A 25,963-nucleotide genomic window follows, 5' to 3' on the forward strand; every position below is an offset into this window, starting at 1 on the left:
CAGGCTTCTCGATGGGCTGGGTGGGTGAGTCGTTGCGCTTGGAAGCAGCGTCTTGCCGGGGAGCTGTCTGTTGCCGGTGTTGTTCTTTATGGAATGCCTCATGCCACCGCATCAGTGCTTCCGCGCCGTCAGAAGCCAAGGCCGAGAGTGGCGCGCAGGCTATCCACGCGGTTGCCATTACGAGTGTCAGTTTTTTCATTACGTATCACCTGGGTTGGTTGAAATCCAAATAGTCGGCGCGCAGAAGCCTACGGCGCCCGTGTGGTGCCATGCGGTCATGCCTGGGTGTATGACTCAGGGCGTGGAACGCGCGAGCTGCGCGTATTGCTCCAGCAGCCAGGCCAAGTCGTGGTAACAGGTCGCTAAAGCGTGCGCGCCAAGCCTTCTCATCGACCTTGATGTGCGGCGAGCCTGCGCCGCGCAGATCGCCGGGTCACCCGCCCAGCGAGCTATCCGCCGGGCGCCGCTTTGTGCGCAATGGGCGACGGGCGAGCCCGGCTCAACACGCTTCGCCTTAGCCTGTAACCGGCGCAATTGCTTACTCAATTGCAGGGACAAGTAGCCCGCCCGGTAATCGTGCCTGTTATCGGCGCCGAGCAAATTGATCAACGCGACGATTCGAGATTGCTGCCTGGCCTGCCATTTAGCGTGGTCGATCGTGCTTGCAAGACGAAGTAGCTGGCGTGTGTGCTTATGCAGTGAACGTTTCAACGCCCGAATATGTTTGACCGGATCTCTGGGCAAGATCTGGAACGCCAATAAGCAGATCAGCATTGCAACAATCCACGCCAGCGCCTGGTTCGCAAAGTCGGCGAAATCATAGGAGGCGATGGCACCCGTGCTCACCAGGGTGTTGAACCCGATCAGGTAGGCGATGCCTTGCAAAGCGTGACGCGGTTGGCTCGTCGCATGGATCCCGAACGACCAGAACGCCGCCAGCAGCATAAATAACAGCGGGAAACCGTTGATCTGTGGCATCAACAGGAACTTGCACAGCGCGGCAGCCACAATGGCGTAGAGCGTGCCACGTATAAAACTGGCCATACCCTGCGCCGGCGCCGCGGCCGTGGCCAGCAGCGTGCAACCTGGGCCCAAGACTGCCAGCAGCGTCGGCCCTTGATTCCAGCCGCTGAAGTACCAGACCGCCCCCGTGGCCAGGGTTGCGAGCACGGCCCGGATGCCGTTTCGTGCCGCGTCCGCGTAATGGCGGTGGTAGCCCACGGCGCGGACCTGCGCCGGGCGTCGCTGATCGAGGCTGGAGAAGTTCAGCAAGGCCTCAGTCAAATCTGTCAATTGCTCGTGCAAGCGTTCGCTGAACAACCGCGAGCCTTGAGTTGAGTCTGCATGCTCATCCGCCAAGCGACGCAGTTGCCCTACCGTATCGGCCGCCACCTGGAAGGTGCAGCGGCTGCCCGCCAGGCGCTCACTCAGTTGCAGTAGCGCGCTGGCATTGTCCGCCAGCAGCACGGGATCGGCGCCACGGGCGGCATCGTCCAGGTGCACGTCCAGCACCGCCGATTGCAAATGCGCCAGGCCTGCTTGAATCGCCAGTTGCCGGGAGCGAATCAACTGGGACTCCCCACGGGCGAGTCCCAGTTGATCGTCCACCTTGCCGATGTCCATCGCGAGCTGGTGACGTTGTGCCGTCAACGCCGCGATAGGCTCGCCGGTGAGTCGCGCGGCGAGCAGTCGGGCACTGCGGGCACAGATGCCGACCAGCGCGCTGCGCACCTTGTCCTCCATGGTCTTGGCACTGAACAGCGTGACCACCAGGCTCAAGCTCAGCACCCCCAATGCGACCGCCGTACCACGGGTGATGATGTGCTCAAACCCCAGTTGCGGCGCAACGATTGCAGGGCCCAGCGCCAGGCAGACGGTATAGCCCGCCACCACCGCCGCCGTGGCCTGATAATGGCGCAAAACGGTCATTGCACTGACGCACAGGCCCAGCCACAGAGCGATACCGAGCAGGAACAACAGCATCTGTTGTGCGAACAGGCCTGTCAGCACTACCGCCGCGACCAGGCCGACCAGGGTACCCAGCATCCGGTAGACACCCTTGCCACGAACCGCCCCCTGGATGGGCTGTAGCAACAACAACACGGTGGATGCGCCCGCGAACGGGGCGTCCAGATGCAGTTCAAAGCCAAGCCACAGCGCCAGACCTGCAGCCAAGATACTGCGCAACACGTAGAAGAACGTGACGGACGTCCAGGGCCGCGCAATGCTCGCGAAAAGGTGTGTCAGCCGGTTCGTCATCACAGGAACGCCTGCAGCCATTGGGTGAGCCGCCAGCGTGGCGCAGCGTTCGACTCCTTGACTTCGACACTGGCGGTCATGCCCGCCACCAATTCCACGCCCTCCGGCACCTGATCCAACTCAATGCGCACGGGTACGCGCTGGGCCAACCGAATCCAGCTGAAGGTCGGGCTCACCTCGGGCAAGCCGTTGGCATTACGCACTTCATTAACATCGGCGATCCCCCTGCCCATGCTTGCCACGTGCCCTTCCAATAGTGGGGCAAACCCCATCAGCTTGATGGAGACCGGGGAGCCGACCCGCACGGCCGGCAGCTTGGTCTCCTCAAAATAGGCCGTGACCCAGAAACTATGGCCATCGACGACGAACAGGTTGGTAATGCCAGCCTGTGCGTAGTCACCGGGTTGCAGGCGCAGTTGAGTGACGTAGCCGTCTACCGGCGAACGAATGGTCGTGCGCTCCACGTCGAGCTGCGCTTGGGCGACCTGGTGGGCAGCTGCGTCCAGGCGCGCTCGGGCAACGGCCAGGTCGCGGGCGGCGTTATCAATCTCTTCCTGGGCGATGGCCCCGGCCAACTGGGCTCGCCGCTTGAGTTGGGCGCTGCGTTGCTCGAACACGCTGCGCGCCTCGGCAAACTGCGCCGTGCGCTGCTGTAGGGCCAATTGATAAGCGCGCGCATCGATGCAATAGAGCAAATCGCCCTTTGCCACCCATTGATTGTCCCTGGCTGGCAACCGATCGACTTGGCCGGACACCTCGGGAGCGATACGGATAACCTGCGCACTGACCCTCCCGTCACGCGTCCACGGGGCCAGGACGTACGCCCGCCATAGTTGCAGGCAGAACACCAGGGCCAGCAAACCAAGCAACAGGGTAAGCGCCGGTTTGAGGATTTTGACGATAGACATGACCTGCCCCACTCAACAATTGACGACCATCGTCGACAGGACGATGAGCGAGACAAAAAAACGCGCCAGTGCCGGGTGCCAGGCCCAATCCAGCCAGCGGCGGGTCAGGTTCTCGATAAGCGTGTAGGCCAGGACCGACACGCCCAGGTAGATCAACAAAGGTGGGAAATACAGGTTGGCGATGGAGACTTCGCTAAACATGGCAAATACCGGGTTCAAGGGGCTGTAGCATCTCCCCTTCCTACAGGGGGCTTGTTGATGATGCTAAGCAATTACCACCACTGCCGATATTGAGTAGACTGCCAGAATATAATCAAATCCAGACAACCTCACGATTGCATGCCATGGCCGAAATCCAACCTTTACACGTCGATCAGTTCGAGTACGACACGCTTGTTCAACCTGCCGTCGCACTGAGGCTGGAAACACAACGCAACGACAGTGAGTCCGCGGTACACAAGCACCGCAAGGGGCAACTGGTCGTGGCGTATGGCGGTGGCATTGTGTGTACGGGCGAGGACGGCGTGTGGATGGTCCCGTCGGGTTTTGGCGTGTGGATACCAGGGGGCGTGGCCCACAGCAACCGTGTGACGGCCAACGGGCAGGTGTGCTTTCTGTTCGTAGAGCCCGGCGTTGCGTTACTGCCAGACCACTGCTGTACGCTGGCGCTGTCGCCCCTGATCCTCGAGCTGATCCTCCACCTCAGCGACCAGGCCCAGAATTACCCTCCACACTCGCGCACTGCGCGGCTGGCCAACGTGTTGCTGGAAGAGCTTGAGCTGGCCCCCACCGAACAGCTGTACCTGCCGTTGCCGGCATCAACCGCGCTTCGCACAATCGCTAGGGCGCTGGCGCAAGATCCAGCCAACCGCGCCACCATGGCGAGCTGGGCGCACCATGTGGCCATGAGTGAACGCTCGCTGTCGCGCCTGGTAAAAGGTGAAACGGGCCTGACCTTCGGCCAGTGGCGCAAGCAGTGGCAGATCATTGTCGCGCTGCAAAGCCTGGCCGAGGGGTTGTCGGTACAGAGGACGGCCGAAGCCCTCGGCTACGAGTCAGTCAGCTCGTTTATCTCCATGTTTCGTAAAACCCTGGGCACCTCTCCAGCACGCTACCTGCGCAACACTGCTCTTCCCGCCAAGAACTCCGGTCATCGCGCTTCTGCCGTTGCGTCGGTTCCCAGGTGATCAACCTTACGTCCCACTTTTGACCTTGCTCCAGACCCGCATACGCACGCGCGCTCATTTGAGGAGTGGAGAACGTGCACGAAGTCTAGGTTGCGAGGCAGCCGGTGACGATAACCCGCTGTTGTTACCCCGAAAGCGTTAAGCTACGCCCCCCGAGCGACGGAGCCCCCGGATGACACAATGGCGAAAACAAGGCACATCGAGCAAGGCGTGGACCTATGCACTCCTGGCCTGCGTGCTCCTGTTTACCTGCTTCACGGGGGCGATCTGGCCGGACGGCTACACGTCCAATCGCAAGCGGGTGTTCACCCCGGGCTTCCTGGTGGTCTGCACGATGGTGGCGGTGGTTGAGTTGTTAGTGCTGAACCACTTTTACGGCGTGCGTTAAAACCGCTGGGCCGAGCACTCTGATGAAATCCAGCCTCAGGCGGTGGTACTGACCAACGTACCCGACGTGTCGCTACCCTCAGCGGTCACTGCCTGCAACAACGCTGCGGTAGCGGTCTGCAATGCCGCCGTCGTCGCAGCAATCTGCACCTGGGCCGCGGCAACCGCAGCTGCCTTGGCCTCTTCACTTAGCTTGGCGGACTGGGCTTTTTGCAGCGCCTGCTGCTGGGCCTGAAGTTGCTTTTGCAACTGTTCAATCTGTTTTTTCAGTTGTTTGACGGTGTCGGACGTTTGCGTCGATGAACTGCCGGAAGCCCCGCCACCTGCAGCAGTTGCGCGTTTGCTGGCACTGGTGGCGGTAGTCGCGGTGGTGCTGCTCGACGACTCGGCAGTCGTGTCTGCGCTCGCGGGACTGGTGGCCGCTGGCGTGGTAGGGACTGCGCTTGGAACAGTGGCGACATTGACGATCATGTTGAGTACTCGGTTGCGACTGGAAGAGCTGCTGCGGATATTTCAATTTGTTTCTGGGCCCTGCAGGGCAACTTTATACGCCGCACTGCCATCATCACGCCAGCCCTGTTGGGCTGAACTTGGCGTAAGAAGGCCGTATCTCTGATTCAGATCAGATTCTTGCCCCGCCGGTGGCGTACAAAAGAAGCGTCTGCAGGGTGTGCTGTGCGCGCCCGTGTTTTAACCGAACAGAGGGTTTACTCATGCTTAGCGTCAAAGAGCACAACGAACGGGCCGCCACGATCTATGCCACGAGCACCGGCCAACACTGGATTGAAGCGCTCACGGACGGCCGCCACGTGCTGATCAGGCCCTTGAGCGAAAAGGATCGGGAGCGTGAATACGCTTTCATCAAACACTTGTCACCCGAATCGCGGCACATGCGTTTTCTGGGGCAGATCAGCGAGCCGTCCGGGACCTTGCTTAATCAATTGATGGACACCGATAACCGGCTGCGCATGGCCTACGTGGCGTTGGTGCATGACAATGGTCAACTGATCGAGATCGGTGTAAGCCGCTATGCCGCCACCGGCGAGCATGAATGTGAGTGTGCCGTGACCGTCGCGGATGAATGGACGCATCTGGGGTTGGGGACGTTGCTGATGAAGCACCTGATCAAGGCGGCGCACAACAATGGTATGCGCCGGATGTATTCAGTCGATGCCGCCAGCAATGCGCCCATGCGCGACCTGGCCCAGGCGCTGGGCTTTGCGCGGCACGCTGATCCTGCAGACCCCCACCAGGTGATTCACAGCCTACGCTTGTAACGTCTGGCCCCGACGAGCGTCGGGGCGCTCGCCGGCTGCGGCCGCTATAGCCCTCGGCCCGGCTTGATCGCCAACAGGCTACAAGGCGCACGGTGCAGGAGCTGTTCGGCAGTGGTGCCCAACAGTTTGCTCAGCCCTTTGTGTTGCACCGTACCCGCCACAATTACATCGACTTGGTGTTGTTCGACGAATTGGCAAATGACCGGCACCGGCACACCCTCGATGAAGTGACGGCAGTCGGCCGCAACGCCATGGCGCTCGGCTATCGCCGCGAACGCTTCACGCTGTGCCACGCCCTCGGCTTCGTAAATGCCGGTGGCCAGGGGTAAGGCGCCGAAGCCCATGTCCATCGTGTACGCAGCCGTCCAGTCGTACGCATGCAGCACTTCAACCTGAGCATTGCAGACCTCGGCCAGTTTCGACGCGGCGGCGAGAATCTGATCGTTGAATACCAGGTCCTGGTCTTCGCTGCGCAACACATCAATGATCGCCAGGATACGACGGGGGTGCGGGTTCTGGGCGTTGGTCACCAGGTGCACCGGGACCGGGCAATCCCGCAACAGTTGCCAGTCCAGTGGGGTGTAGAACACCCGTTTCAGCACCGACTCCTCGCGGGCATCCTTGATGATCATCGTCAGCGGCATTTCCTTGATGAAGTGCAGGATCTCCGCATACGGATCGCGCACCCACACCACCTCGCTGGTGACCGTGACACCGTATTCGCGCATCCGGCTCGCCTGTTCTTCAAGCCAGTGGCGGTGCTTTTCCAGATACGCATCGCGGACCGCGGCGATCTGTTCGGGCGCGAACAGGTCGGCCACCGCCAGCGCCTGTAAATAATCAAACGCCACGATATGCAGGGGTTGTCGCAAGGCTTGCGCCAACGCCGCTGCACGTTCGAAGGCCGGCGTATGGGTCATGGCTGACGGGGCGATCAAGAGTAAACGCGGTATCTGTGACATGGTGCACCTCGGCACTTGAGCGATGGCTGGGAATACTCCAAGGCTGATCCCCTCGCCCGACGACCCACTTGATCTTTGTCAGTCATCGGGCAAATCATCGTTCAATGCACCAGCAGCGCGACCCACATGGCCGAGGTCAGCAGAATCTGCCCGGGGATGACATACGTGGCAAAGCGTCGCCCACCGCTGATCCAGGCCAACAGGCATTTGCTCACCGCATTGCTGCTGACCGCCAACAGCACGGGCGGGGCAACGGCGCTATAGGCCAGGTGCCCGCCTTTGGCCAGCGAGGCAATCGAGGCCGTGGACGAATGGGCGTCGGCGAAGCCGCTGAAGATGGCCGTGAGCATCACGCCCGCCTGACCAAAACGATCAAGCATCAGTGACGATAAAAACGTCATTCCGGCCATGGTCAACGTGACCGCCAGCGCAAGTTTGAGGTTGAACGCACCGCCGACCTTGATCGGCCGGCTGGCGATACCCGCGGTTTTCGGGAAGAGCAGGCAAGCGCTGAACAGCAGCGTGACGCCAAGCCCGGCCAGCAGCGGCCCCCACACGTACGGCAACAAGGCGGTATCGACCGCGCCGAGGATCAGCGCAACCTGGGCCACCGTGGCCAGATTCGACAGAATGGCCGCCGCACTCAATACCTTGAGGTTATCCGGCTCTTTGCGCGCAATGTGCCCCATCGCCGCGATGGTCATGGTGCTGGAAGCAAAGCCGGAGGCGATGGCGCTGACGACATAGCCGTAGCGAACACCCAACGTGCGCACGGCGATATGGCCAATGGCCCCCACCGCCATCAGCATCACGGTCAATGTGCACAGGGTGCGCAAGTTGAGCGCCGAGTAGGGACCGATGAAGCGATCAGGAGTCAGCGGCAACACCACCAGCGCAGCGATCAGCAACACCAGGCCGTCGCGCATCTCGGCTTCGGTCAACTGGCTACGGGCAAAGTGATGGAGTTTCTCTCGGTAAGCCAGCAACCCAGCCATCACCACGCCAATGGCAATCGCCTGTTCCGGTGCTGTACCGCACAGTGCGCCAAGCAACAACACAGTGAGCAAGGCCACTTCGCTGGTCACGCCCGGATCGCTGCCCAGGCTGCGCCAATAGGCCACACTGACCAGCAATGCCAGGCAGCCGCCCACGATCCCCAGCAATAGCGCTCCGCCAACCTGCATCGCCACGTAACCCAGCAACGCTGTGATCGCAAACGTGCGCAACCCGGCACAGGCACGGCTGTCGCCCCGACCTTTATGCCGTTCACGCTCAAGACCGATCAACAGCCCGATCCCCAGCGCCGCGGCGGCGCCCGCCAGCCCCGGTGTTTCATGCATGGCGGCGCAACCCCGGCGGTTGCGTCGGGCCGGGCGTGGCATTGGCCGAAAACCGTCTGCGCGACGTCCTGGTTATCAACATTCACCTCCGGCTGATGCTCGTGTCTGGCCCATATTCAGGGCGCCCAAGACGTTTGCTGCAAGGCTATCCCGCTGATCCAGACTGCGCCGGGCGACGTTGCCGGGAGTTGATCATGATCAACAATCCGGGTGGGACACCCTCACGTCCTGGATGACGACGTGCGTCGCGGCGGCCCGAAAACACCGCGTGTTTACACTTTCTGACTTAAATCAAACGATGGCTGAGGGTTCACGGGGACATTGGAGCCAGCATTCACACCACCCTACGCGGTGAGTGTAGAAACCCTCGTTTCGTGGAGGCTTCTATGACTACGCACCTGCAAGACACCCACTCAACCCTTCCTCCCGCAGGGCAACCCATCGCAGGCAGTTTGCAAAGAGCCGACTCCCGGCGGCTCTCCCTGAGCCTGCTGGTGGCCCTCGTGATCGGTTCGATGATTGGCAGCGGCATTTTCAGCCTGCCGCAGAACATGGCCGCCCATGCGGGTGCCGGAGCGATCCTGATAGGTTGGGTGATCACCGGCATCGGCATGCTTTCGTTGGCGTTGGTTTATCAAACCTTGTCCAACCGCCAGCCGGCGCTGGACAACGGCGTATTCGCCTACGCCCGGGTCTTGGGGGGCGAGTTCCTCGGGTTCAATTCCGCCTGGGGCTACTGGATCAGTGCCTGGATCGGCAACGTCAGCTACCTGGTGATTCTGTTTGCAGCCTTGAGTTACTTCTTCCCGATGTTCGGCGAAGGCAATAACGCCGCCGCCGTTGCCGGCGCCTCGATACTGCTGTGGTCGCTGCATTGGATGATTTTACGAGGCATGCGCACCGCGGCCCGCGCCAATGCACTGACGACGCTGGCCAAAATCGTGCCCTTGTTGCTGTTCATCGGCCTGGTGATCGTGGCCTTCCGGCGTGAAACCTTCGCCGTCGGCTTCTGGGGCTCGCCTGATTTGGGCAGCACCCTCGATCAAGTCAAAAGCACCATGCTGGTGACCGTTTGGGTGTTCATCGGGATCGAAGGGGCCAACGTTTTCTCGGCGCGTGCGGCCGAACGCAAAAATGTCGGGCGTGCCACCGTGATCGGGTTCGTCATCACCTTGTTGCTGTTGATTGCGGTGTCCCTGTTGTCACTGGGCATCCTCAAGCAACCCGAGCTGGCGACCTTGAAGAACCCGTCCATGGCCGGTGTGCTTGAGGCTGCGACCGGCCCTTGGGGCGCGGTGTTGATCAGCATCGGCTTGATCATCTCGGTGGGAGGTGCACTGCTCGCCTGGACGCTGTTGGCCGCCGAGTCGGTCTTCACGCCGGCCAAAGAGAACGTCATGCCTGGGATGCTGGCAACGGAAAACGTGCACGGTGTGCCCAGCCATGCGCTGTGGATCACCAACGGCTGCATTCAGCTGTTTCTGTTGCTCACGCTTTACTCAAGCGCCAGCTATCTCGCGCTGATTTCCCTGGCGACCTCAATGATTCTGCTGCCGTACCTGTTCAGCGGCCTCTATGCCTTGAAACTGGCCTGGCAAGGCCTGACGTACGAGGGCCATCCTGGCCTGCGAGCCCGTGACGCGGGCATTGCCTTGGTAGCCACGGTGTATTGCGTGTGGCTGCTGTATGCCGCCGGCCCCAAATACATGCTGCTCAGTGCCTTGCTGTACGCGCCAGGCTCATTGATTTATCTGGCCAGCATGAAAGCCCGTCAGGGCCAACCCCTCAACGGCGCCGAAACGGGCCTGTTGATCATCATCTGGGCCGCCGCGGCCTTTGCCGGCCGCATGTTGTGGACGGGGGCACTGACCTTGTGAGGAGCGCGCTCACACCGTGTTTTTTTTCAGGGCGGCCTGGCGTACCGGGAGTGTGCCGCCTGCCCTTCACCCAAGAGGAGTCGTCAAGATGAGCAATTCCGAGAAAAAAATGCCGATCCCGACCGAGGCCAAGTCCAATCAGCATCCCTTGTCGTCAGACCTGTGGCAGCCCTTTGAAAAACTCCGGCAGCAGGTCGATCACCTGTTTGACGATTTCAATCGCGGTTCAGGGCTGTCGCCCTTCAGTCGCGGCTTGTTTGATCTCGAACCGCTGTGGCGGCACGAACGGATCGGCCAGCGCCGGCCCGCCGTGGACATCACCGAGAAGGACAAAAGCTTTGAAATCAGCGCCGAACTGCCCGGCATGGATCAGAAGAGCATCGAGCTCAAGCTGTCCAACGGCAACCTGATCATCAAGGGGGAAAAGAAAGCGCAGAAGGTTGAAAAAAACAAAGGCTACCACCTCAGCGAGCGTCACTACGGCGCCTTTGAACGGGTATTCAGCCTGCCCAAAGGCGTGGATGCCGAGAAGATCGAAGCCAGCTTCAGCAATGGCGTACTGAACATCTCGTTGCCCAAGAAGCCCGAAGCCATGAAGGCGGACAAGGTCGTACCCATCAAGGCCGACTGAGGCTTGGCCCACTTGCCCCTGCCGGAATAACGACAGGGGTTTTCTTTGATCACAGGGTTCACGTCATCATCGGAGGACCGTTCGTCGCTTTTTATTGAATTAAATTGAACCAAACGAACGTATAAACTTTTGCGCCGCTACTCTTAACTGACTTTTACAGGGGGGGCGCAAGGTCAGCCATGTCTGAAGTCAACTATCAGCGCCGCTCCGTCAAGGCGGCCTGCGCCAATTGCGGCGTGCTGGAGTTGTGCCTACCGCTCGGGCTTACAGGGCAAGAGGTCGAACGCCTGGACCAAATGATCTTGCAGCGCATCAAGGTCAAAAAAGGCAATGCACTGTATCGCACCGGCGACCCATTCAGTGCGCTGTACGCAGTGCGCATCGGCTCCTTCAAAACCACCGCACTCACGGTTGATGGTCGCGAGCAGGTCACGGGCTTCCAGATTTGCGGCGAGATGCTCGGCCTGGATGCCATCAGCAGTGGTGCACACGCCGGAAATGCCTTTGCCTTGGAGGACAGTGAGGTCTGCCCTATTCATTACCGGCATCTGGATGCGACTCGCGCGGGACCTGCCTTCGCTGCAACACAACCTGAACAAGATCTTCAGCCGTGAAATCGTTCGCGATCACGAGGTGCTGATGATGCTGGGCAACATGAGTTCAGATGAACGCCTCGGCGCTTTTCTGCTGAACCTGTCGCAACGCTTGAGTATGCGCGGGTACTCGTCCAGCCATTTTGTGCTGAAAATGTATCGGGAGGACATCGGTTCCTACCTGGGCCTGCGCCTCGAAACCATCTGCCGGAGCATCGCTCACCTGCGTGAACTGGGACTGGTGGAAATAAGCGGGCGCGAGGTCAATATCCAGAATATGGAGGGGCTCAGACAACTGATCACAGGCTGCCATCATCTGCGCTGACAGCCGATGCGGCTCACTCAACGACGCAATCGAGTGAACCGCACGTCGATGCCACGCCCCCGGTTCACGGCGTGATTGCAACTTTCATGACCCCGTCTCGCTGATGTGCAAACAGGTCGTAGGCCGCTTCAATGTCGTCGAGACGGAATCGGTGAGTGACCAGCGGCGACAGATCCACCAACCCGCTACGCACGACGGCCATCAAGCGGCGCATACGTTCCTTGCCGCCAGGGCACAGCGTCGTAACGATGCTGTAATCGCCCAGCCCTGCCGCAAAGGCATCGAGCGGTATGTGCAGGTCTTTGGAATACACGCCCAGGCTCGACAGGCGACCACCGGGACGCAACACGCGCAACGCCGATTCAAAGGTGCCCTGGGTACCGAGCGCTTCGATCGACACATCCACCCCGCGCCCGTCGGTCAGGGCCATGATCTGTTCGACCACATCGCCGTCCTTGAAGTTGACCACATGGGTAGCCCCCAATCCACGCGCCACCGTCATGCGCTCGGCCACGGCATCCACACCTATGATGGTACTGGCGCCTTTGAGCCGGGCACCGGCAATTGCACACAAGCCAATCGGCCCCAGGGCAAATACCGCTACGGTATCGCCGATCTTCACTTCACCTCGCTCGGCGCCGGAAAAGCCGGTGGACATGATGTCCGGGCACATAAGCACCTGTTCATCACTCAGGCCGTCGGGAATCGGACACAGGTTGGCCAACGCATCAGGCACCAGCACATATTCAGCCTGGCAGCCGTCGATGGTGTTGCCGAACTTCCAGCCGCCGATAGCCCGAAAACCATGGCGAGTATCCGGGCCATCCTGGGAACCACAGCCACACAGGCAGGCGTAACTCTGGCCGCTGGGGGTGATGGCGCCGGCAATCACGCGCTGCCCTTCCACAAACCCACGCACCTGGGACCCCAGCCGCTCGATGATGCCCACCGGCTCGTGACCCACCGTCAGGCCCTTGGCCACCGGGTATTCGCCTCGCAGGATATGCACATCCGTACCGCAGATGGTGGTGGTGGTTATTCGAATCAATGCGTCCAGCGGGCCGACTTCCGGAATCGGCTTGTCTTCGAGCACGATGCGATTGTTTTCGACGAATATCGCCGCTTTCATAGTGGCCATTACCTTCTCCTGGTGGGTTCGACGCTTGGCCCAGGCTGCACCGGACTGCGTGGCCCGGGTTTGATAATGATCAATAAAGCGTGACGTACCGCCGGGTGGACCACCTGTCAGGCCACCGGATGCGGGTATGCGTTGTTTGACAAACATCAAGCACCCGGATCGCGCCAGGCGCAGCCTGTTGGCATCGACTCGACACACCTTGCCAAGGGAGCTTCGCCATGTCCGGACAACCGCGTTTCATGCTGATCATCTCACCGCTGATGGAACACAGCCCCGCCTTGGATCGGGCCGCGGCACTCGCCAAGGCGTCGGATGCGGCCCTGCATATTGTGGCTTTCGACTACCTTGACGGGCTGGCGACAGCCGGTATGGTCAACGAGCAGGCACTGGAACAGATGCGCATCGGCTACGTCGAACGTCATCGCCAATGGTTGGAAGACCAGGCACGGCCACTGCGCAACATCGGTATCCCCGTCACCACCGAGGTGGTCTGGGTGGAACGAGCGCTGCAGGAAATTCTCACTCATCTGAGGGAGCAGCCCATGGCGGTGCTGATCAAGGCCTTGGTTCCGGAGTCGTTCATGTCGCGCCTGATGTTCACGCCGCTGGACATCCACTTGTTACGCGAATGCCCGGTGCCGCTGCATTTTGTCAGCCACGCCAAGCATGCCCTGCCGCGCAAGATCCTCGCCGCTGTGGACCCGTTTCACCGCGACGGCCAATACGCCGACCTCAACGACAGAATCCTGCACGAAGCGGTGAAACTGGCCAGCGCCTGCAATGCTGAGCTGGAGGTGCTCTACGCCCATGACCTGTCATCGAGCAGCGCCAATGAACTCGGCATCGATAAGGCCATGGCGTTTTTCTCCTCAGGTGCCGCCAAGTCACTGTTGGATGCCCAGGCCGATGCTTTGCGCACGCTGGCCGAACGCAACGGGATTCCAGAAGAACGCCGGCACCTGGTCATGGGCAACCCGGCCAAGGTGCTCTGCAACTACGCCGCCAGCTACGACATCGACATGGTGGTCATGGGTCGGGTCGGCCACCGGGGTATCAGCCAGTTGATCGGCAGCACGGTGGAACGTGTGTTGTACAAAATGCCGTGCAGCGTATGGGTAGTTTCACCGCAACCCCTGTCGGACTGAACATCCAGGCCCCTACTAAGAGCGCTCACGCCGACCCAGCATGCGGTCCAGGGTGTTGTCCCGCACCCAATAGTGATGCAGCAACCCTGCCGCCGCGTGCAGGCCGATCAGCCAATAGCCCGCACTGCCAAGCCATTCGTGCCACCCCTTGAGCTGCTTGGCCAGGTCGGGGTCGACCGCCACCAGCGCCGGCAGATGAAAGCCGAAGTACGGAAAGGCTTTGTCGCCGGCGGCGAGCATCAGCCAGGCCAGCACCGGGGTGACGATCATCAACACATACAGGGCCAGGTGCATCAGGTGCGCGAGTGCGGTCTGCCATGCCGGCGGTGTCGGCGTGATCGGCGGGCGCGGCGACAGGCGTGCGAGCAGGCGAACCCATACCAAGACGAAGATGCTCGCGCCAAACACCCCGTGCAATCCCATGAACAGGCTTCGCACCTCGCTGCCTCGGGGCAGCAAGCCCTTGATTTCAACGCAGGCATAGACACCGACAAACAACACCAGCATCAGCCAGTGCAAAGTGATCGACAGTTTTCCATAACGGGTGACAGCGGTGTCGCGGGTCATAATAGCCTCGTGATGATCGTAAGCGACGGCCGATTCGTTCGGCAGTCTCGAGTCGGTTGCCACCCTGCTCTGATAGTCTTAAGACAATCTGAAGATCGACGGTTACGTCGGTTTTTTTTACCTTCAGCCTTGGTTAAGAAATGGCCCGGATACTCCACGCGCCGCCTCCCTTGGGAGCGGCGTTGCGCCCATGGCCGGTGGGCGTGAACAACAATCCCGACTCAAAGGAGTCCGTGTGCGTCTATTACTGATCGAGGATGATGTGGCCCTCGGCGAGGGCGTTCAGCAGGCGCTGGGGCGCGAAGGCTATACCGTCGACTGGCTCAAGGATGGCGCCAGCGCGCTGCACGCCTTGCTCAGTGAAACCTTTGACCTGGCGGTACTCGATCTCGGCCTGCCGCGCATGGACGGTCTCGACGTATTACGCCGCCTGCGTGACAGCGGTTCAAACCTGCCGGTGCTGATCCTCACCGCCCGTGATGCCACCGAAGACCGCATCGCAGGGCTGGACGCCGGCGCCGACGACTACCTGATCAAGCCCTTCGACCTCGCCGAACTCAAGGCCCGCCTGCGCGCCTTGCTGCGACGCAGTGCAGGGCGCGCGCAGATGCTGATCGAACACGCCGGTATCAGCCTCAACCCCGGCACCCAGCAGGTCAGCTACCTCGGCCAGCCGGTGGTGCTCACGCCCAAGGAGTATCAACTGCTGCACGAGCTGCTGTCGCCACCGGGCCGGGTCATGACCCGCGATCAACTGACCCAGCTGCTCTACGGCTGGAACGAGGAAGCCGAAAGCAACACCCTGGAGGTGCACATCTACCACCTGCGCAAGAAATTTTGCGCCGACCTGATCCGTACCATTCGCGGCGTAGGCTACCTGGTGGAGGAGCGCCCATGAGCTCGATCCGCCGCCGTAGCCTGACCCTGGTCATCGGCCTGATGCTTGCCGGCCTGGCAGTGCTCAGCCTTTTCAGCCTGCACGACAGCAACCACGAAATCGCCGAGGTCTACGACGCGCAATTGGCGCAGAACGCGCGCCTGCTGCAAGGCGTCATGCGCATGCCGTTGGCCGGGCAGGAACGCGCCAACCTGTATCAAGCCTTCAACTCGGCGCTGGCTGAAGCCGTGCCTCGGGGTGATGGCCATCGCTACGAAAGAAAGATCGCCTTTGAGGTGTGGAGCCCCCAAGGCGAAGTCCTGGTGCGCACCGCCAGCGCACCTTCCTTCTCCACGCCACCCGCCCAGCCCGGCTTCAGTGATGCGCTAGACCTGAACAAGCACCACTGGCGGTCCTTCCTCCTGGAGGATAAACAGAACGGTTTGCGCATCTGGGCCGGCGAACGCTATGACGTGCGTGCGGAACTGGTCAGTCGCATCGTCCGCCATACGTTGTGGCTGAACCTGATCGGCAGCCTGGTGCTTGCCACAATGATCTGGTTCGCCATCGGCTGGGGCCTCAAACCCCTGGCCAACATGGCCGCGACCCTGCGCGCGCGGCACAGTGGCGCCCTTGAACCGCTGCAACTGACGCCGCTGCCCAGCGAGCTGGAGCCGATGCAGACCGCACTCAACCGCATGCTCGCGCAGATCCAGGAGGTGTTGGGGCGTGAACGGCGCTTCATCGCCGATGCCGCCCACGAAATGCGCACGCCCCTGGCGGTACTGCGGGTTCACGCGCAAAACCTGCTGGAGGCCGGCACCGAACAGGAGCGCCACGAGTCACTCGAATTTCTCATCGCCGGCGTCGATCGTACCAGCCGCCTGGTCAGTCAATTGCTGACCATGGCCCGACTCGAACCCCAGGCCACCGCGCCCGCCTACAAACCCATCGACCTCGGCGAAACCGTCCGCAACAGCCTGGTGCAGCTCACGCCATGGCTACTGAGCAGACACCTGGAACTGGCTTTTGACGTCAGCGACCACCCCTTCAACACCCTCTCCGATCCCATTGCCATCGACATCGCCCTGAACAACCTGATTAGCAACGCTGCCAACTTCTCCCCGGAACATGGCGTGATCACTGTGCAACTGACCCAGGCTGACGGGTTTTACCACTTGAGCGTCGACGATCAAGGTCCAGGTATCCATGAGGCGGACCGGGCGCGGTTGTTCGAACGCTTCTACAACCGGGGCAACCCTAAGGGCGCGGGGTTGGGGCTGACCATCGTCAACACCATCGCAACCCGATTGGGTGGGCGAATCGAGCTGGCTAACCGAGCAGAAGGCGGCCTGCGGGCGACACTGTCGATTCCGATCAACGCGTAAGCCGCCCCTACGCCGCTCAGGGAACAATACGCCAGCGCCGCTGGGGTGAACTTGGCATAAGAAAGCCTTAACATGCGGCGTTCGGCTATACACCCCAAGGAAGAAATCACTGATGAGCACGACCGTTTACTGGCTACGTCTATTGGCCTCCATCCCGGTTTATGGCTTATCCATCTTGGTGTGGGTCCAAACCCCCAGGTCTATCCTGGATGCCATCCGGCTATGGCGCCGGGGCTACCTGAGTTCGTACGAGATCGGCCTGACGATTGGCTATGTGGCCGGTAGCCTGTTGACTGCGGTGGTTGCCTACGGCATCTGGCGATTGGCGCGCTACTTGCGCACTGCCTACTTCAGGAAACAACCCAAACCCGCCCCAACCCCCTGGCCCTAAACCTCGTAGTGAGCGGGCTTGCCCGCGCCGGGGGGGCGAAGAGGTGTGAGTGTGGGCGACCTGTTGTAGTGAGCGGGCTTGCCCCGCGCTGGGGGGCGCAGCCGCCCCAAATCCAGGCACCTCGGTCTTTCTGATGCACCGCGGCGTACCGTTTGGGGCGGCTTCGCCGCCCAGCGCGGGCAAGCCCGCTCACTACATGGGGGTAGTGCTGACGATTCGTAAGGCCAAGCCTTCGTATGCATCCAGGGTAATGGTGAATTCACCCTCCTGCGTCAGATCCCCCTCGACCCGTTCATTGATAATGTCCACCACCGGCCCTGGCGCAATGCCGGGCAGGCGCAGGGTTTCGGTAAGCGGTGTGGCGCCGAAGTTGAGCGCGGTGATCTGGGTGCCTTTGCCCGCCGGCAGTTCGTGGACCATGATCAGCAACCCCGGGTGCTGCACATCCGGCACCAGGATCTGGCGGCTCGCGGCAATGTCGTAAGCGCGGCGCACCGCGAGGATTTTTTGCAACTGCGAGGCAAACGATTCAGGGTCCTGCAATTGGCTGTTCAGGCTGCCGTACAAGCTGTGCGCACGGGGCATGTGCCCGGCCGACTGTTCGGCGGCGGGGTTCAAGTCCACCAGGTCGTAGGCGCCACGGTGAATCCAGCGCGTATCACCATCGCCCATCAAATGCGCCACCTCATCCGCCGGCAACGGCAACGCCCCCACCAGATCCCAGCCGGACAAGGCAAACACCCCCGGCTGCATGGCGTTGTACATCACCAGCAGCAGATGGATCTGACGGATTTGCTCCACATCCTGCGGCGTAATCGCCGCCAAGTCGCGAATCCCCAGCGCCGCCGTGATGATGCTGGCCGTGGTGCAGGCCACGCCATTGGTGACGAACTTGAGGTTGTACGGCGCCTGTTCACCCGTCAGGCGTTCATACATCTGCTCGCGGATGTGTTCGCGCAGGCTGTTGCCGGGAAAGGTCTGGCCCTGGTAAACGAAGCTGTCGTGGGCATGCAACGTCCAGAAGTGCACCAGTTCCAAGGTCAGTTCATCGTGGTTTTGCAGCGCATGGATCAACGAACCGGGGTCTATGCCCAGGCTGTGCATCTGGCGCAGCATCAGGCGCAGGAACTCGGTGTCCCCCATCAGCAAGGCGTGCTGGTAGGCAGGCCGGGTAATGAAATCGTAGGACAGGTCCGCACCGCCATGGGACATCGCTGCAATGTCGTCCACGGTCAGGTTCAGCTCCTGGAAACTGAAACCACCGGCCTTGCGGATCGCGCCGCCGAGCAATTGGTTGCCGGTGATCGACAGCGGATGGCTTTCCGACCAGGCCGTGCCGTCGGCCTTGCGCTCCACGCCAAGGAAACCATTGGCGTCGAGGCGCAGGATCTTCGCGCCCATTACGTCGATGGCATGCAAGGCGTCGCCGATGATCATCTGCTGCGCGGCGAAACTGGGGTCCAGCCAGTTCAACGACGGCTGGCCTGCCTTGAAGTAATGCAGGTACACCCAGCGACGCGGTTTGCCGTCCACGCCGATGACCACGGGCGTGGCGCTCCAGTCGGTTTCCTTGACCCCAGGCTCGAAGAAAATCACCCGCTGCAACTGGCCGACGATGTAGTGCTTGTCGCGGAGTGCATCCACCTGCAGCGGGCTGAGGTTGTGCGCATCCTGGCCGTCGACGACCTCGGGCAGCAGTGGCCAGTCTTCTTCGCGGATCTCCACCATGTGGTACAGCCCGGGATAGTCCTCGTAGGCCATCTCGGCCAGGCGGAAGTCGGCGCCTTTACCGGTGTGGGACGGGATCACGTCGTCGATGATCACCGCATTGTGCGCAGCCGCCATGCGCGTCAGCGCCTGCAACTGCGCCTCGCTGCCCAGTTGCGGGTCGATCTGGAAACTGATGCGATCGAAATTGCCGTCGATGGTCGGCGTGTGCCGTGTGCCGCTCAAGCCGCCGGACATCTTCAGCGGGCCGTTATGGATGCCCTGGATGCCGATCTTCGACAGCGCCTGCCACAGGCTTTCATCGCCCAGCGCCTCGAGCACCGTGCCGCCCTCGCGCGTCACGATCGACGCCGGGTACGCGGTGAACCACACCGACGACAACGCTGATGCATCCCGTGGCCGGGTTTGTGCGTAGGGCTGTTGCCACAGGCGCCCGTGCCCGGAATAGAGCCGCGCACGCTGGCGTGCCGCGTGCAGCATCGACTGTTCAACCAGCCAGTTCACATGATCGTTGTCCGGCGCCGTCATAAGCTCAGTCCCTGTCGTGGTGAAATGTTGCTTGTAGACATATGAGGGGGCTGCGCGCCAATCGTTGCATTGCGATGCGCAGTTCGAAATCGGGCGGGTGTTGTTGCGATGCGCAATCACGCGCGGCGATCAGCCTGTAGCCAATACACACGGTCAACAACACCAATACGCATAGTCAACACACTGTAGTGAGCGGGCTTGCCCCGCGCTGGGTGGCGAAGCCGCCCCAAATCCAGGCAACTCGGTGCATCAGAAAGACCGAGGTGCCTGGGTTTGGGGCGGCTTCGCCACCCAGCGCGGGCAAGCCCGCTCACTACAAGCCGTCGCGGTACTGCCGTGGGGTGAATCCGGTGGATGCCTTGAACTGGCGGGTGAACGCGCTGTGGTCGGTGTAGCCGCACTGCAAGGCCACTTCGGTAATCGGCAGGTCGGTGTGCAACAAGCGGTGGGCGTGTTCCAGGCGCACTTTCTGGATCATCTGGCGGGGCGTGAGGTGGAACACGCGCTTGCAGTAGCGCTCCAGTTGCGCCACGGAAATCCCGGCGATCTGAGTCAGCTCACCCAGGGTTACGCGGCGGTTGAAGTGCGTGCGGATGTATTCGTCCACCGCAGCCAGGCGCTGATACGCCGGGTGGGTTTCACTCGCCGATTGCAGGTCCACCGAGATACCGCCAAGGCCGATGATCGCGCCCTCGTGGTTGTACAGCGGCCATTTGTGGGTCAGGCACCAACCCGGTTCGCGAGTGCCGTACAGGTGCAGTTCCAACTGGTCTTCGAGGACAAATCCCTGCTCCAGCACGCGGCGGTCCTGTTCGGTGTAGCCCGGCCCCAGTTGTGCGGGAAACACTTCGGCGCTGGTCTTGCCGAGCAGCGGTTGCAACTGCTTGAGGCCGCAACGTTGCACCAATGTACGGTTGGCGAGCACGTAGCGGGCCCTGGTGTCCTTGATGAAAATCGCCGCATTGGGGATCACATCCAGCATCGGCAACAGTTGCACCATGCCGGCCAATAACTGCTCGATGGTGTGGGGACGATTCACCTCACTGCCTTGGCAAAGGGTCGCAAACGCGGTCGGCATCATCTGTGTTTATCCCCTCGTTGAACCCCTCGACGCGTAGCAGATTGCACCATGCCTGGAGCGCTGTCGAGCGACGCCAACTGTGCCGATTTCGTCATTCATGCACGCAAAAAACATCAATCGCGCCGCCCCTCGTGAGTTCACGCTATGGCCACTGCATGCCTATCCAATAACTCACAAGAAGGCGACGCTATGTCAGGTCAAGGCAAGTTCAAGAAGCAACTTTCACTGATGGATCTCACCTTTATCGGCTTGGGGGCCATCTTCGGCTCCGGCTGGTTGTTTGCGGCCAGCCACGTGTCGGCCATCGCCGGTCCTGCCGGAATCATCTCCTGGCTGATCGGCGGTTTCGCGGTGCTGCTGTTGGGCATTGTGTACTGCGAACTCGGCGCCGCCCTGCCCCGCGCCGGTGGCGTGGTGCGTTACCCGGTGTATTCCCACGGCCCGTTGCTGGGCTACCTGATGGGCTTTATCACGCTGATCGCGTTTTCCAGCCTGGTGGCGATTGAAGTGGTCGCCTCGCGTCAATATGCGGCGGCGTGGTTTCCCGAGCTGACCAAAGCCGGTTCCAGCGACCCGACCACCCTCGGCTGGTTGGTGCAATTTGCCCTGCTGTGCGTGTTTTTCATCCTCAATTACCGAAGCGTGAAGACCTTCGCCATCGCCAACAACCTGGTCAGCGTATTCAAGTTCATCGTGCCGCTGTTGGTGATTGGCGTGCTGTTCACCTTCTTCAAGCCGGCGAATTTCCAGACGCATGGCTTCGCGCCGTTTGGCCTGTCGGGTATCGAGATGGCCGTGTCGGCCGGTGGGGTGATTTTCGCTTACCTGGGGCTGACGCCGATCATCTCGGTGGCCAGCGAAGTGAAGAACCCGCAACGCACGATTCCCATCGCGTTGATTCTCTCGGTGCTGCTGTCGACGGCGATCTACGTGCTGCTGCAAACCGCGTTCCTCGGCGGCGTGCCTACCGAGATGCTCGCCGATGGCTGGGCCGGGATCAGCAAGCAATTGGCCCTGCCGTACCGCGACATCGCCCTGGCCCTGGGTGTCGGTTGGCTGGCGTACCTGGTGGTGGCCGACGCGGTGATCTCCCCCAGCGGCTGCGGCAATATCTACATGAACGCCACGCCGCGGGTGGTCTACGGCTGGGCGCAGACCGGCACGTTTTTCAAGATCTTCACGCGTATCGATGAAAAGTCCGGCATCCCGCGCCCGGCGCTGTGGCTGACGTTCGGCTTGTCGGTGTTCTGGACCCTGCCGTTCCCCTCCTGGGAAGCGTTGATCAATGTGGTCTCCGCCGCGCTGATCCTCAGCTACGCCGTCGCCCCGGTGACCGTCGCCGCGCTGCGCCGCAATGCCCCCGATATGGCGCGTCCGTTCCGGGTCAAGGGCATGGCAGTGCTGAGCCCGCTGTCGTTCATCATCGCTGCGTTGATTGTGTACTGGTCCGGCTGGAGCACGGTGTCCTGGCTGCTGGGCCTGCAAATCCTGATGTTCGTGGTGTACCTGCTGTGCGCCCGCTGGGTGCCGACCGCGCACCTCAATCTCAAGCAGCAAGTGCGTTCTTCCGCGTGGCTGATCGGCTTTTACGCGGCCATGATCCTGCTCTCCAAACTCGGCAGTTTTGGCGGCATCGGCGCCATCGGTCACCCCCTCGACACCGTTGTGGTCGCCGTCTGCGCCCTGGGCATTTACTACTGGGGCGCGGCGACCGGCGTACCGGCGCATCTGGTGCACCTGGAGTCCGACGACGCTGAAAGCGAAACCGTCGGCGACGCTCACTACGCCACCCCGCTGGCCCCAGCCACTCACTGAATGGAGGCTTTTATGAAGCGCTTGCACGTCATCGACTCCCACACCGGCGGCGAACCCACGCGCCTGATCATGGACGGCTTCCCGGCCCTGAGCGGCAGCACCATCGCCGCGCAGTTGGACAACCTGCGCAGCGAGCACGATCAATGGCGTCGCGCCTGCCTGCTGGAACCGCGCGGCAATGATGTGCTGGTCGGCGCGCTGTATTGCGCGCCGGTCACACCCGGCGCGACCTGTGGTGTGATCTTCTTCAACAACGCCGGTTATCTGGGCATGTGCGGCCACGGCACCATCGGGCTGGTGGCGTCGTTGCATCACCTGGGGCGCATCGCCCCCGGCGTGCACACCATCGACACGCCGGTCGGCCCGGTCGCCGCCACGTTGCACGCGGACGGCGCCGTCACCCTGCGCAACGTACCGGCGTATCGGCATCGTCAGCAGGTGGCGGTCGATGTGCCGGGCCATGGCCGGGTCCTGGGCGACGTCGCCTGGGGCGGCAACTGGTTCTTCCTGGTCTCGGAACACGGCCAACGCTTGCAGATGGACAACGTCGACGCCCTCACCGACTACACCTGGGCGATGCTCAAGGCCCTCGAAGCCCAGGGCATCCACGGCGCCGACGGGGCGCTGATCGACCATATCGAACTGTTCGCCGATGACGCCACGGCCGACAGCCGCAATTTCGTGATGTGCCCCGGCAAGGCTTACGACCGCTCGCCCTGCGGCACCGGCACCAGCGCCAAGCTGGCATGCCTGGCCGCCGATGGAAAACTCGCACCCGGTGAAACCTGGCTGCAAGCGAGCATCACCGGCAGCCAATTCGAAGGCCGCTACGAATGGGACGGCGAACGTGTGCGCCCATTCATCACCGGCCGCGCCTACATGACCGCCGACAGCACCTTGCTGATCGACGCGCAAGACCCTTTCGCCTGGGGCATCTGAGGCCCCATCCACTTGAACGTTCCAAGGAGTTAGAACAATGAGCGACAACATCTTCACCGGCTGCATTCCCGCGCTGATGACCCCGTGCACCGCTGCGCGCAAGCCGGACTTCGACGCGCTGGTCGCCAAGGGCCGTGAGCTGATCGACGCTGGCATGAGCGCGGTGGTGTATTGCGGCTCGATGGGCGATTGGCCGCTGCTGACCGGGGCCGAGCGCCAGGAAGGCGTGGCGCGCCTGGTGGCCGCGGGCGTACCGACCATCGTCGGCACAGGTGCGGTGAACAGCCGTGAGGCAGTGGCCCATGCGGCCCACGCGGCCAAGGTCGGCGCCCACGGCTTGATGGTGATCCCGCGTGTGTTGTCCCGCGGCGCGTCCGCCACGGCGCAGAAAGCGCACTTCTCGGCGATCCTCAAGGCCGCGCCCAACCTGCCGGCAGTGATCTACAACAGCCCGTACTACGGTTTTGCGACCCGCGCCGAGCTGTTCTTCGAACTGCGTCGTGAACACCCGAACCTGATCGGCTTCAAGGAGTTCGGCGGTGGCGCGGACCTGCGCTACGCGGCGGAACACATCACCTCCCAGGATGACAGCGTGACCTTGATGGTCGGCGTCGACACCCAGGTGGTGCATGGTTTCGTCAACTGCAACGCCACTGGCGCCATCACCGGCATTGGCAACGCCCTGCCCCGCGAAGTCCTGCAACTGGTGGCCCTGAGCAAACAGGCGGCCAAGGGCGATGCCAAGGCCCGGCGCCTGGCCCGCGAGCTGGAGGCCGCACTGGCGGTGTTGTCATCCTTCGATGAAGGTTGCGACCTGGTGCTGTACTACAAGCACCTGATGGTGCTCAACGGTGACCAAGGCTACGCGCTGCACTTCAACGAGACGGACGTGTTGAGCGACGCCCAGCGCCGTTATGCCGAGAACCAGTACGCACTGTTCCGCCAGTGGTACGCCAACTGGTCGGTTGAGCAGAACTTCAACTGAAGCCTTGTGCGCCGCTGTGCTTTGCGCAGCGGCCAACCCTCTTTTTTTCAGGACGACCCCATGACTCTGACGGGCACGATGCTGATCGGTCAGCACTCCCTTTGCGGCAATCGCGATGCGATCCGGGCGATCAACCCCGCCACCGACACCCCCTTGGAGCCGGCCTATGCCGGTGGCAATGCTGAACAGGTGGCCCAGGCCTGCGCGTTGGCGTGGGCCGCCTTTGATGATTATCGCGAAACTTCACTGGAGGCGCGCGCCCGTTTTCTGGAAGCCATCGCCGCGCAAATCGAAGCGCTGGGCGATGCCTTGATCGAGCGCGCCATGGCCGAAACCGGCCTGCCGCAAGCGCGTATCAGCGGCGAACGCGGGCGCACTTGCGCGCAGCTGCGTACCTTCGCCCGCACCGTGCGTGCCGGGGAATGGCTGGATGTGCGGGTCGATAGCGCCCAGCCGCAACGCCAACCCCTGCCGCGCCCGGACCTGCGCCAGCGGCATATCGCGCTGGGCCCGGTGGCGGTGTTTGGCGCGAGCAATTTCCCCTTGGCCTTTTCGGTGGCGGGCGGCGATACCGCCTCGGCATTGGCCGCCGGTTGCCCGGTGATCGTCAAGGCCCACGGCGCCCACCCCGGCACCAGTGAGCTGGTGGGGCGTGCCGTGGCCCAGGCGGTCAAGGACTGCGGTTTGCCTGAGGGCGTGTTTTCGTTGCTGTACGGGGCCGGGCGCGAAGTGGGAATTGCGCTGGTCACCGACCCACGTATCAAGGCGGTGGGTTTTACCGGCTCGCGCAGCGCCGGCGTGGCGCTGACCCAGGCGGCCCAGGCGCGGCCCGAGCCGATTCCGGTGTATGCCGAGATGAGTTCGATCAACCCGGTGTACCTGTTTGCTGCGGCCCTTGAGGCACGGGCAGAGAACTTGGCCAAAGGGTTTGTGGCGTCGCTGACCCAGGGCGCCGGGCAGTTTTGTACCAATCCCGGCCTGGTGGTGGCCGTCCAGGGCCCGGCGCTCGAGCGCTTCGTCAGCACCGCGCGGGCCTTGCTCCCGCAATGCCCGGCGCAGACCATGCTCACGCCCGGTATTTTCCAGGCTTACGAGGCAGGTGTCGGCGCCCTGGCTGAACACGCCGAGGTGGTTGCCAGAGGTCTGGGGGCGACTGGGCCGAACCAAGGCCAGGCGCACCTGTTTGTGACCCAGGCGAGCGAGTTTTTGAGCAATGCGCAGTTGCAGGCCGAAGTGTTCGGTGCGGCGTCGCTGGTGGTGGTGTGTGCCGACGATGAGCAGGTGCACCAGGTCAGCGAACACCTGGAAGGCCAGCTCACCGCGACCTTGCACCTGGATGAGGCCGACCTGGCACGTGCCAAGGCCCTGCTGCCGGTACTTGAACGCAAGGCCGGGCGCCTGCTGGTCAATGGCTGGCCGACCGGCGTGGAGGTGTGCGACGCCATGGTCCACGGCGGGCCCTTCCCGGCTACATCGGATTCGCGCAGCACGTCGGTGGGCACCGCGGCGATCCAGCGGTTCCTGCGCCCGGTGTGCTACCAGGATTTTCCCGACGAGTTGCTGCCCAGCGCGCTCCAGGCAGGCAACCCGCTGCTGTTGCGCCGCCTGCTCGACGGTTCGAGGGAGGTCTAGGCC

General features: G+C 62.1%; 23 protein-coding genes and 1 pseudogene. 14 read left to right on the top strand and 10 right to left on the bottom strand.

Features of this window, described 5'->3' with window-relative positions:
* Nucleotides 1-294: 294 nt before the first annotated feature.
* Genes LIY36_RS20550 through LIY36_RS20560 form a run of 3 tightly spaced genes read right to left on the bottom strand, consistent with a single transcriptional unit; the run spans nucleotide 295 to nucleotide 3,368 of the window.
* Nucleotides 295-2,259, bottom strand: coding sequence for an FUSC family protein (locus LIY36_RS20550; RefSeq protein ID WP_226456887.1), 1,965 nt, complete (start codon nucleotides 2,257-2,259; stop codon nucleotides 295-297).
* Complete coding sequence (locus LIY36_RS20555; protein WP_226456889.1) at nucleotides 2,259-3,167, bottom strand: efflux RND transporter periplasmic adaptor subunit; 909 nt, start codon at nucleotides 3,165-3,167, stop codon at nucleotides 2,259-2,261. Before LIY36_RS20555 ends, LIY36_RS20550 begins: the two co-directional genes overlap by 1 nt.
* A 12-nt stretch (nucleotides 3,168-3,179) precedes the next feature.
* On the bottom strand, nucleotides 3,180-3,368 hold the full coding sequence (locus LIY36_RS20560) for a DUF1656 domain-containing protein (RefSeq protein ID WP_192299975.1): 189 nt from the start codon (nucleotides 3,366-3,368) through the stop codon (nucleotides 3,180-3,182).
* Nucleotides 3,369-3,511: 143 nt separating this feature from the next.
* Here LIY36_RS20560 and LIY36_RS20565 point away from each other — a divergent pair, with 143 nt between their 5' ends.
* Complete coding sequence (locus LIY36_RS20565; RefSeq protein WP_192299974.1) at nucleotides 3,512-4,354, top strand: AraC family transcriptional regulator; 843 nt, start codon at nucleotides 3,512-3,514, stop codon at nucleotides 4,352-4,354.
* Nucleotides 4,355-4,526: 172 nt separating this feature from the next.
* Nucleotides 4,527-4,742 (top strand): hypothetical protein, encoded by a 216-nt coding sequence (locus LIY36_RS20570; protein WP_226456890.1) that lies wholly within the window; start codon nucleotides 4,527-4,529, stop codon nucleotides 4,740-4,742.
* A gap of 35 nt (nucleotides 4,743-4,777) precedes the next feature.
* On the opposite strand, the gene LIY36_RS20575 is transcribed toward LIY36_RS20570, so the two are convergent.
* Entirely contained in the window at nucleotides 4,778-5,212 is a 435-nt protein-coding gene (locus LIY36_RS20575; protein WP_226456891.1) for a hypothetical protein, read from the bottom strand.
* A 242-nt stretch (nucleotides 5,213-5,454) separates the two neighbouring features.
* On the opposite strand from LIY36_RS20575, the gene LIY36_RS20580 reads away from it, so the two are divergent.
* Nucleotides 5,455-6,018 (top strand): GNAT family N-acetyltransferase, encoded by a 564-nt coding sequence (locus LIY36_RS20580; protein WP_226456892.1) that lies wholly within the window; start codon nucleotides 5,455-5,457, stop codon nucleotides 6,016-6,018.
* Between the two features lie 44 nt (nucleotides 6,019-6,062).
* Here the strand turns inward: LIY36_RS20580 and LIY36_RS20585 are convergent, their stop codons facing one another.
* Nucleotides 6,063-6,980, bottom strand: coding sequence for a universal stress protein (locus LIY36_RS20585; RefSeq protein ID WP_226456893.1), 918 nt, complete (start codon nucleotides 6,978-6,980; stop codon nucleotides 6,063-6,065).
* Between the two features lie 101 nt (nucleotides 6,981-7,081).
* The gene (locus LIY36_RS20590; protein ID WP_226456969.1) at nucleotides 7,082-8,320 is read right to left on the bottom strand and encodes an MgtC/SapB family protein; all 1,239 of its coding nucleotides are present in this window, start codon (nucleotides 8,318-8,320) and stop codon (nucleotides 7,082-7,084) included.
* A gap of 386 nt (nucleotides 8,321-8,706) precedes the next feature.
* Here LIY36_RS20590 and arcD point away from each other — a divergent pair, with 386 nt between their 5' ends.
* The 3 genes and pseudogenes from arcD (at nucleotide 8,707) to LIY36_RS20605 (ending at nucleotide 11,746) form a co-directional block, all read left to right on the top strand.
* The gene (gene arcD, locus LIY36_RS20595; RefSeq protein ID WP_226456894.1) at nucleotides 8,707-10,197 is read left to right on the top strand and encodes an arginine-ornithine antiporter; all 1,491 of its coding nucleotides are present in this window, start codon (nucleotides 8,707-8,709) and stop codon (nucleotides 10,195-10,197) included.
* Between the two features lie 88 nt (nucleotides 10,198-10,285).
* Entirely contained in the window at nucleotides 10,286-10,828 is a 543-nt protein-coding gene (locus tag LIY36_RS20600) for an Hsp20/alpha crystallin family protein (RefSeq protein ID WP_226456895.1), read from the top strand.
* A gap of 179 nt (nucleotides 10,829-11,007) precedes the next feature.
* Nucleotides 11,008-11,746 (top strand): annotated as a pseudogene (locus LIY36_RS20605) (helix-turn-helix domain-containing protein).
* Nucleotides 11,747-11,810: 64 nt separating this feature from the next.
* Here the strand turns inward: LIY36_RS20605 and LIY36_RS20610 are convergent.
* The gene (locus LIY36_RS20610; RefSeq protein WP_226456897.1) at nucleotides 11,811-12,884 is read right to left on the bottom strand and encodes an NAD(P)-dependent alcohol dehydrogenase; all 1,074 of its coding nucleotides are present in this window, start codon (nucleotides 12,882-12,884) and stop codon (nucleotides 11,811-11,813) included.
* A gap of 218 nt (nucleotides 12,885-13,102) precedes the next feature.
* Here LIY36_RS20610 and LIY36_RS20615 point away from each other — a divergent pair, with 218 nt between their 5' ends.
* A complete protein-coding gene (locus LIY36_RS20615) occupies nucleotides 13,103-14,029 on the top strand; it encodes a universal stress protein (RefSeq protein ID WP_226456898.1) in 927 nt (308 codons plus the stop codon).
* 15 nt (nucleotides 14,030-14,044) lie between these two features.
* Here the strand turns inward: LIY36_RS20615 and LIY36_RS20620 are convergent, their stop codons facing one another.
* On the bottom strand, nucleotides 14,045-14,596 hold the full coding sequence (locus LIY36_RS20620; protein WP_226456899.1) for a cytochrome b: 552 nt from the start codon (nucleotides 14,594-14,596) through the stop codon (nucleotides 14,045-14,047).
* Nucleotides 14,597-14,831: 235 nt separating this feature from the next.
* Here LIY36_RS20620 and LIY36_RS20625 point away from each other — a divergent pair, with 235 nt between their 5' ends.
* The 3 genes from LIY36_RS20625 (at nucleotide 14,832) to LIY36_RS20635 (ending at nucleotide 17,252) form a co-directional block, all read left to right on the top strand.
* Entirely contained in the window at nucleotides 14,832-15,494 is a 663-nt protein-coding gene (locus tag LIY36_RS20625; RefSeq protein ID WP_192299963.1) for a response regulator, read from the top strand.
* Entirely contained in the window at nucleotides 15,491-16,861 is a 1,371-nt protein-coding gene (locus tag LIY36_RS20630; protein ID WP_226456900.1) for an ATP-binding protein, read from the top strand. Before LIY36_RS20625 ends, LIY36_RS20630 begins: the two co-directional genes overlap by 4 nt.
* Before the next feature lie 112 nt (nucleotides 16,862-16,973).
* Entirely contained in the window at nucleotides 16,974-17,252 is a 279-nt protein-coding gene (locus LIY36_RS20635) for a hypothetical protein (protein WP_226456902.1), read from the top strand.
* 192 nt (nucleotides 17,253-17,444) lie between these two features.
* On the opposite strand, the gene treS is transcribed toward LIY36_RS20635, so the two are convergent.
* Together treS and LIY36_RS20645 are read right to left on the bottom strand one after the other, a co-directional pair.
* A complete protein-coding gene (treS, locus tag LIY36_RS20640) occupies nucleotides 17,445-19,508 on the bottom strand; it encodes a maltose alpha-D-glucosyltransferase (protein ID WP_226456904.1) in 2,064 nt (687 codons plus the stop codon).
* Between the two features lie 313 nt (nucleotides 19,509-19,821).
* A complete protein-coding gene (locus tag LIY36_RS20645) occupies nucleotides 19,822-20,589 on the bottom strand; it encodes an AraC family transcriptional regulator (RefSeq protein ID WP_192300430.1) in 768 nt (255 codons plus the stop codon).
* A gap of 189 nt (nucleotides 20,590-20,778) precedes the next feature.
* On the opposite strand from LIY36_RS20645, the gene LIY36_RS20650 reads away from it, so the two are divergent.
* Genes LIY36_RS20650 through LIY36_RS20665 form a run of 4 tightly spaced genes read left to right on the top strand, consistent with a single transcriptional unit; the run spans nucleotide 20,779 to nucleotide 25,960 of the window.
* On the top strand, nucleotides 20,779-22,404 hold the full coding sequence (locus tag LIY36_RS20650) for an APC family permease (RefSeq protein WP_226456905.1): 1,626 nt from the start codon (nucleotides 20,779-20,781) through the stop codon (nucleotides 22,402-22,404).
* 12 nt (nucleotides 22,405-22,416) lie between these two features.
* The gene (locus LIY36_RS20655; RefSeq protein WP_226456906.1) at nucleotides 22,417-23,343 is read left to right on the top strand and encodes a 4-hydroxyproline epimerase; all 927 of its coding nucleotides are present in this window, start codon (nucleotides 22,417-22,419) and stop codon (nucleotides 23,341-23,343) included.
* A 37-nt stretch (nucleotides 23,344-23,380) separates the two neighbouring features.
* A complete protein-coding gene (locus tag LIY36_RS20660) occupies nucleotides 23,381-24,328 on the top strand; it encodes a dihydrodipicolinate synthase family protein (protein WP_226456907.1) in 948 nt (315 codons plus the stop codon).
* Nucleotides 24,329-24,388: 60 nt separating this feature from the next.
* Nucleotides 24,389-25,960, top strand: coding sequence for an aldehyde dehydrogenase (NADP(+)) (locus LIY36_RS20665; protein WP_226456908.1), 1,572 nt, complete (start codon nucleotides 24,389-24,391; stop codon nucleotides 25,958-25,960).
* Nucleotides 25,961-25,963 lie beyond the last annotated feature (3 nt).

The sequence above is a fragment of the Pseudomonas sp. AF03-9 genome (genome assembly GCF_020515815.1).
In the GTDB taxonomy this organism is placed as follows: Bacteria; Pseudomonadota; Gammaproteobacteria; order Pseudomonadales; family Pseudomonadaceae; genus Aquipseudomonas.